The organism is Streptomyces longispororuber (assembly GCF_014656095.1).
GTDB classification, from domain to species: domain Bacteria; phylum Actinomycetota; class Actinomycetes; order Streptomycetales; family Streptomycetaceae; genus Streptomyces; species Streptomyces longispororuber.
The window spans coordinates 57,246-63,379 of the sequence record NZ_BNBT01000034.1; the positions used below are offsets into that span (position 1 = coordinate 57,246).

General features: G+C 74.0%; 7 protein-coding genes. 5 read left to right on the forward strand and 2 right to left on the reverse strand.

Annotated features, from left to right (window positions below; translation table 11 throughout):
• Positions 1-38: 38 nt before the first annotated feature.
• A complete protein-coding gene (gene dtd, locus IE330_RS13965; RefSeq protein WP_190136289.1) occupies positions 39-464 on the reverse strand; it encodes a D-aminoacyl-tRNA deacylase in 426 nt (141 codons plus the stop codon).
• Between the two features lie 414 nt (positions 465-878).
• Here dtd and IE330_RS13970 point away from each other — a divergent pair, with 414 nt between their 5' ends.
• The 3 genes from IE330_RS13970 (at position 879) to IE330_RS13980 (ending at position 4,127) form a co-directional block, all read left to right on the forward strand.
• A complete protein-coding gene (locus IE330_RS13970) occupies positions 879-1,499 on the forward strand; it encodes an RsiG family protein (protein ID WP_190136300.1) in 621 nt (206 codons plus the stop codon).
• A 171-nt stretch (positions 1,500-1,670) separates the two neighbouring features.
• Positions 1,671-2,639 carry an asparaginase gene (locus tag IE330_RS13975; RefSeq protein WP_190136290.1) on the forward strand — a complete coding sequence of 323 codons (969 nt, stop codon included), beginning with the start codon at positions 1,671-1,673 and terminating at the stop codon, positions 2,637-2,639.
• A 546-nt stretch (positions 2,640-3,185) separates the two neighbouring features.
• Positions 3,186-4,127, forward strand: coding sequence for a winged helix-turn-helix domain-containing protein (locus tag IE330_RS13980; RefSeq protein ID WP_373314644.1), 942 nt, complete (start codon positions 3,186-3,188; stop codon positions 4,125-4,127).
• A gap of 8 nt (positions 4,128-4,135) precedes the next feature.
• On the opposite strand, the gene IE330_RS13985 is transcribed toward IE330_RS13980, so the two are convergent.
• Positions 4,136-4,324, reverse strand: a complete 189-nt coding sequence (locus IE330_RS13985) for a hypothetical protein (protein ID WP_190136292.1) — start codon at positions 4,322-4,324, stop codon at positions 4,136-4,138.
• A gap of 125 nt (positions 4,325-4,449) precedes the next feature.
• Between IE330_RS13985 and IE330_RS13990 the strand changes: the two genes are divergently transcribed.
• Positions 4,450-5,358, forward strand: a complete 909-nt coding sequence (locus IE330_RS13990; RefSeq protein WP_229925630.1) for a winged helix-turn-helix domain-containing protein — start codon at positions 4,450-4,452, stop codon at positions 5,356-5,358.
• Positions 5,359-6,078 (forward strand): HAD family hydrolase, encoded by a 720-nt coding sequence (locus IE330_RS13995; protein ID WP_190136293.1) that lies wholly within the window; start codon positions 5,359-5,361, stop codon positions 6,076-6,078. It begins immediately after the preceding gene.
• Positions 6,079-6,134: the final 56 nt, after the last annotated feature.

Genomic DNA, 6,134 nt, shown 5'->3' on the forward strand with positions numbered 1-6,134 from the left:
TCGCGGGGCGGGCGGGGAGCCTCGCGGGGTCCCGGCCCTCACATCTCCAGGAGCACCGTGAAGGGGCCGTCGTTCGTCAGGCCCACCCGCATGTGGGCGCCGAACCGACCCGTCGCCACGGTCGCCCCGAGCGCCCTCAGCCGCGCCACCACCTCGTCCACCAGCGGCTCGGCCACGTCCCCGGGCGCGGCCGCGTTCCAGGTGGGCCTGCGGCCCTTGCGCGCGTCCCCGTACAGGGTGAACTGACTGATCACCAGGAGCGGGGCGTCCACGTCCGAGCAGGACCTCTCGTCGTGCAGCATCCGCAGCGTCCACAGCTTGCGCGCGAGCTGCGCGGCCTTCTCCTTGGTGTCCTCGTGCGTGACGCCCACGAGCACGCACAGGCCCTCACCCGTGATCTCGCCGACCGTCTCGCCGTCCACGACGACGCTCGCGCCGTCCACCCTCTGCACCACCGCTCGCATGCCGCCATCATGCCCTGCGCCCGCGCCCGTCCGTACGCCGGTCGGGAAGCCTCCATCCGGGGGCGATCGGGGTCACTCGTGCACGCAGTGGCCACGCGGGGTGGCACCATGCTCACACGCGGTGTACCGCGCCGGCTGAGGGGACGGTAGAGCCACATGAGCACACCCAGTACGCCCGGTGCCCCCAGGGCGGGGCGGGCGAGCGGGACGGGCAGGACGGGCGGGACGGCGGGGACGGTGGCGACAGCAGGGGCGAGCGGAGCCCTGGGTGCGGTGCAGACGGCCGGGGCCCAGGGGGCCGCGGGCACGGCGAAGGCGGCCGGGACCGCCGGGACGACGGGGATGGCAGGGATGACGGTTCCTACGGGGATGACGGGGATGGCCGGGATGACGGGGACGGCGGTTCCTGCGGGCATGGCCGGGGCGGGGGCCGCGGGGCCGGCGGGGGCGGTGCCGCGGCCGCCCGTGCAGCGGACCGACAGCCCCGTCCTGCCGGAGGCCCCCGGGCCCGACCTGACCGCGCTGCGCCTGCCCGAGCTGCGGGAGCTGCGCCGGGCCGCGCAGCAGGACGAGGCCGACCTGAGCTACGTACGGCGGCTGCTCCAGGGGCGCATCGACATCCTGCGGGCCGAGACCGCGCGGCGCGCGCGCCGGGGCGCGGGCGCCGCGCGCGAGGGTGGTGCGGAAGCACGGGACACCGACGCAGCGGAGGAACTGCTCGTGGACCGGCTCCCGGAGATCCTCATGGACGGCCCGGCCCGGCGCCGCGCCTCCGCCCGGCACGTGACGCTCGGCACGCCGCACGGCGAGGAGTACCGGCGGCTGGCCGCCGACATGCTCGCCGAGGTGGAGCTGTCCGACCTGGATGCACGCACCGACGAGGAGCTGCACGCGGCGATGGGGCGCCTGGTGCGGTACGAGCAGCAGGTGTCGCAGCGGCGCCAGGAGATGCAGCGGACCACGGACGATTGCAGTGCGGAGATCGGGCGCAGGTACCGTGAAGGCGAAGCACAAGTCGACGACCTGCTCGCGTGACCCCCTCGGCCCGGGCGGCCCGGGGCTCCCGGTGATCCCAGCGATCACCGGTGCCCCCGCCGTCCCGGCCGCGTGCGGACCTTCCGGATGGCTCCGGGCGCGGGCGGCCCGTCGTACGGCACTGCTCGCACCACAGGTACCACCCGCACCACCGCACCCGGAAGGCCGAAGATGACGCCGACGTCCGCCGCCACCCCCGTCATACCGCCGGTCCTCGCCGAAGTCGTACGTTCCGGCTTCGTCGAGGGCCGCCATCGGGGCAGCCTGGTGCTGCTCGGGACGGACGGCGAGGTCGAGCTGGCGCTCGGCGACGTGACGGCGCCCGTCTTCCCGCGCTCCACGAACAAGCCGATGCAGGCCGCGGCCGTGCTGCGGGCCGGGCTCGGACTCTCCGGCGAGCGCCTCGCCCTGGCCGCCGCCAGCCACTCCGGGGAAACCTTTCACCGGGACCTGGTGCAGAAGATGCTGGCCGAGCACGGGCTGACCGCCGCGGAGCTCCAGTGCCCGCCCGACCTGCCGCTCGACCCCGTCGAGGCGGAGACGTACCTCGCGGCGGGGGCCGTGCGGGACCGGGTCACCATGAACTGCTCCGGCAAGCACGCGGCGATGCTCGCGGTCTGCGACGTCAACGGCTGGCCCAAGGAGTCGTACCTCGACCCCGCGCACCCGCTGCAGCGGCTCGTGCACGAGGTGATCGAGGAGGCGGCGGGGGAGCCGGTCGCGGCCGTCGGCACGGACGGGTGCGGGGCGCCGCTGATGGCGATCTCCCTCACCGGGCTCGCCCGCGCCTACCGGCACTTCGTCCTCGCGGCGCCCGGCACGGCCGAGCGGCGCGTGGCGGACGCGATGCGGGCGCACCCCGAGTACGTGGCAGGGACGCGGCGGCCGGACACGTGGCTGATGCGGGAGCTGCCGGGGACGCTGTCCAAGATGGGGGCGGAGGCCGTGCAGGCGGTGGCGCTCCCGGACGGGCGCGCGCTCGCCTTCAAGATCGACGACGGCTCGACACGCGTCCTGGGCCCGGTCCTCGCCCGCGCCCTCCGCCTCGCGGGCGTCACGTCCCCGGTCCTGGACCGCCTGGCGGAGGCACCGCTGCTGGGCGGGGGCGCGCGGGTGGGGGAGATCAGGGCGACGCTTTAGCCTCGCGGGGCCGGGGTGGCGCAGCCGGGTGTGACGGGTGGGCGGGTGGGAGAACCCGCCGCGGTAGCGGCGGAACGCGGACGACGGCGCCGCAGCGCTCCGCGTCGGGGCCGGGTCGGCGCGGCCGGGGTGTCACGGGTGGGCGGGTGGGTGAGAGCCGCCGCGGCAGCGGCGGCAAGCGTGGGCACTCAGCCGCAGCGCTCCGCGCCGGGGCCGGGCGGTCGAAGCCGGGGACGTGCGGGTGGGAGGGCGGGAAAGGCCCGGTACCCCCGGCCGGCCCGAGGCCCCGGTGGTGAGGGCTCGCCCACCCCCACCACCGCGCCCCGGGGCACCCCCGCCCCGCTCGACGGCTGACCGAACTCCCGGCTCCCCTCCGGATGAGAGCCCGGCCAGCCCGACCGGAAGAGGAGCTGGCAGCCAACCCTCCAATGGTTCCGACCAATTCGCCCAAGTTGGCCACCAACTCCATCTGACTTATCTCCTCCCTGGCGCGTCTTATAACCACCCACTGAGCAACTCCCCAAAGATGGCGGGAAGTTGTACGGTTTGGGTGTGAGTACGGACCAGGCCTCCGTCAACGAGCGGGGGCGGCCGGCCGGGCCGCCCCGGGGCTCGGCGGGCGAGCGGCGCGCGCACTGCTCGCACCGCGAGGTGGCCGACGAGCTGCGGGCCCGGATCAGGTCCGGCACGCTCCGCCCCGGACAGCGCATGCCCACACAGGCGGAGCTGGCCTCCGAGTTCGGTGTGGAGCGCGGCGCGGTGCGCCGGGCCCTGCGCATCCTGCAGGGCGAGCACCTGTTGGCCAACGTTTCCAAGGGCAGCCCGGCCACGGTCGCGGCCCCGGCGGTCGCGAGCCCCGACGCGGTGCGCCCGCAGCCCACGATGGTCGGGCTCGCCCCCCGGATAGCGGCGGCCTTCCAGGCGCGGCACGTGGAGATCGACGCGCTCTGCCTGACGTCGATCTCGCTGACGATGGCCATCGGCGAACCGCTGCGCCAGATCCACGCCGGGCGCCTGAAACCGGCCAAGGTCGCCGTCCGCGTCCTGCTGCCGAGCCGGGACATCGCGCTCGCCTTCCCGGCGGCGGTGGGAGGCGGCGACGAGGGCGCCCACGTGCACCGCCGCTGGCTCGACCAGCGGAACGCGCAGGGTCAGGTCCTGCGCCACAACCTCCTGACCCTGCGCGGCACGCACGGCATCGACGTCAGCGTGGAGTTCCGCGCCCTGCCGTTCACGCCGCCGGTGAAGCTGTACCTGCTCAACGGCTCGGAGGCGCTGTTCGCGTACTACACCCTCGCCAAGCGCGGCGAGGAGTTCGGCCAGGAGTACCTGGAGCTGTGGGACGCGCAGGGGACGCAGTCGACGCTCTTCCCCTTCCACCAGGGGGACGGCCCGCGGGACACGACGTTCGTGGAACAGTCCCACCTGTGGTTCGACGCGCTGTGGAACACGATCAGCGAGGACCTGCGGCTGAACGCCGGTTCCTGAGCGGCCCGTTACAGGACGGGCCCGGTCAGCATCAGGGCGAGGACGGCCGCGCCCAGGGAGCTGCACGTGGCGTTCCGCGCCTTGACGCCCACGGTCAGCAGGGTGAGTCCCACGATGCCGAGGGTGCCGTACTTCCACTGCACGAGCTGCTCGGCGGTGACGACGAGCACGGCTGCGAGGAGAGCGATGACGGGCATGGTGGTTCCCCCTTCTGCCAGCTTGGAAAAGTTGGCAACCAACTCAATGAAGTTGTCCCCACTTGGCAGGTGTCCGTAAACAACTGCTCGTCCAACTCCCCAAAGATGGCAGCCAGTTGTATTGTCTGGCCGTGACCAAGGAGAACGGTGCAGTGACCGGCAGCAGCAAGCCCTCGCCCCAGGACATCGCCGATGCCCTGCGCGACCGCATCCGTACCGGCACCCTCAAACCCGGCGACCGGCTGCCCACGCAGGCCCGGCTCGCCGAGGAGTTCGGCGTGGAGCGCGGCACGGTGCGCCAGGCCCTGCACGGACTGCACCGCGACGGCCTGATCAACCACGTCACCAAGGGCAGCCCGCCGCGCGTCGCCGCCCCGGCCGAGGAGCCCGCCCCGCCGGCCCAGGAGCCCCAGCCGTCGATGGTGGCGCTGGCCCCGTGCCTGGTGTCCGCGTTCAAGGAGGAGCGCGTCCGCGTGGACGCGGTGTCGTACACCGCCGAGACGCTGATGAACGCGGTCAGCGAACCGATTCGGCAGATCCACGCGGGGCTGCTGCGCCCGCGCTCCATCGACGTCCGCGTGCTGCTGCCGAGCAGCGCCATCACGCTGGCGTTCCCGGTGCCGGTCGAGGGCGAGGCGGAGGGCGAGCGGCGGCGGCTGCACCAGCGCTGGCTGACCCAGCGCAACGCCCAGGTGCAGGTGCTGCGCCACAACCTCCTGTCGCTGCGCAACGCCCCGCTCGGCATCGACGTCCGCGTCCGCTTCCGGGCCCTGCCCTTCACGACACCGGTGAAGCTGTACGTCCTCAACGGCCGCGAGGCGCTGCTCGCGTACTACACGCTGGAGCGCGACCAGGTGGAGTTCGACACGGACGGCGGGGAGACGGTGGAGCTCTACGACGCCGGCGGGCTGAAGACCCCGCTGTTCTCCTTCGCCGAGGGGGCCGGTTCCCGCGACTCCGGATTCGTGCGGGAATCGCAGAAGTGGTTCGACGCACTCTGGGAAACGATCACGACGGACCTAACACTCTCTTAGATGACCTCAGACGCGACTCAACTGACCGAGGGCGCCCGGAAACTGATCGAATCTGTTCGGTTCGTGCTTTTTGATTTCGACGGGCCCATCTGCCGCCTCTTCGCCGGGCACGCGGCGCCGCTCGTGGCCCGCAAGCAGGTGCGCTGGCTGGAGGAGCGGGGGCTGCACGGACTGCTCGCCAACGGCGTCCGGGAGGAGCCCGACCCGTACGTGGTGCTGCGCGCCGTCGACCGGCGCCGCCCCGGCAGCGACCTGGTCGCCGAGCTGGGGGAGCGGCTCACGCGCGAGGAGCTGACGGCCGTGGAGACGGCCCGGCCGACGGCGTACGCCGACGTGCTGATCCGCACCTGGTCCGCGGTGGGGGTCCGGCTCGGCGTCGCCACCAACAACTCCCCGCGCGCGGTCAGCCGCTACCTGGGCACCCGCGGGCTCACCGGCTGCTTCGCGCCGCACATCTACGGCCGCACCGAGGACCTGCGCCGGCTCAAGCCCGACCCGTACTGCGTGCAGCGCGCGCTCGGCGCCATGGGTGCCGCGCCGCACGAGGTGCTGATGATCGGCGACGCCCCCTCGGACTTCCACGCCGCCCGTGCCGCCGGGGTCCACTTCCTCGGGTACGCGCGCAACCCGCGCAAGGAGGGCCTGCTGCGGGAGGCCGGCGCGCGGCACACCGTGGCGTCGCTGCTGCCGGTGCTGCGGTCGCTCACCGGCGGCGGCTGACCGGCGCCCGGGAACCGGCCACGGCGGGCCCGGGCGGGCGGCCGCGGCCCCGCGCC

What these genes read in the sequence shown, in the direction of transcription:
- IE330_RS13985 (WP_190136292.1), bottom strand. Translation starts at nt 4,324, where the DNA reads ATGCCCGTCATCGCTCTCCTCGCAGCCGTGCTCGTCGTCACCGCCGAG.
- dtd (WP_190136289.1), bottom strand. Translation starts at nt 464, where the DNA reads ATGCGAGCGGTGGTGCAGAGGGTGGACGGCGCGAGCGTCGTCGTGGAC.
- IE330_RS13975 (WP_190136290.1), top strand. Translation starts at nt 1,671, where the DNA reads ATGACGCCGACGTCCGCCGCCACCCCCGTCATACCGCCGGTCCTCGCC.
- IE330_RS13970 (WP_190136300.1), top strand. Translation starts at nt 879, where the DNA reads ATGGCCGGGGCGGGGGCCGCGGGGCCGGCGGGGGCGGTGCCGCGGCCG.
- IE330_RS13995 (WP_190136293.1), top strand. Translation starts at nt 5,359, where the DNA reads ATGACCTCAGACGCGACTCAACTGACCGAGGGCGCCCGGAAACTGATC.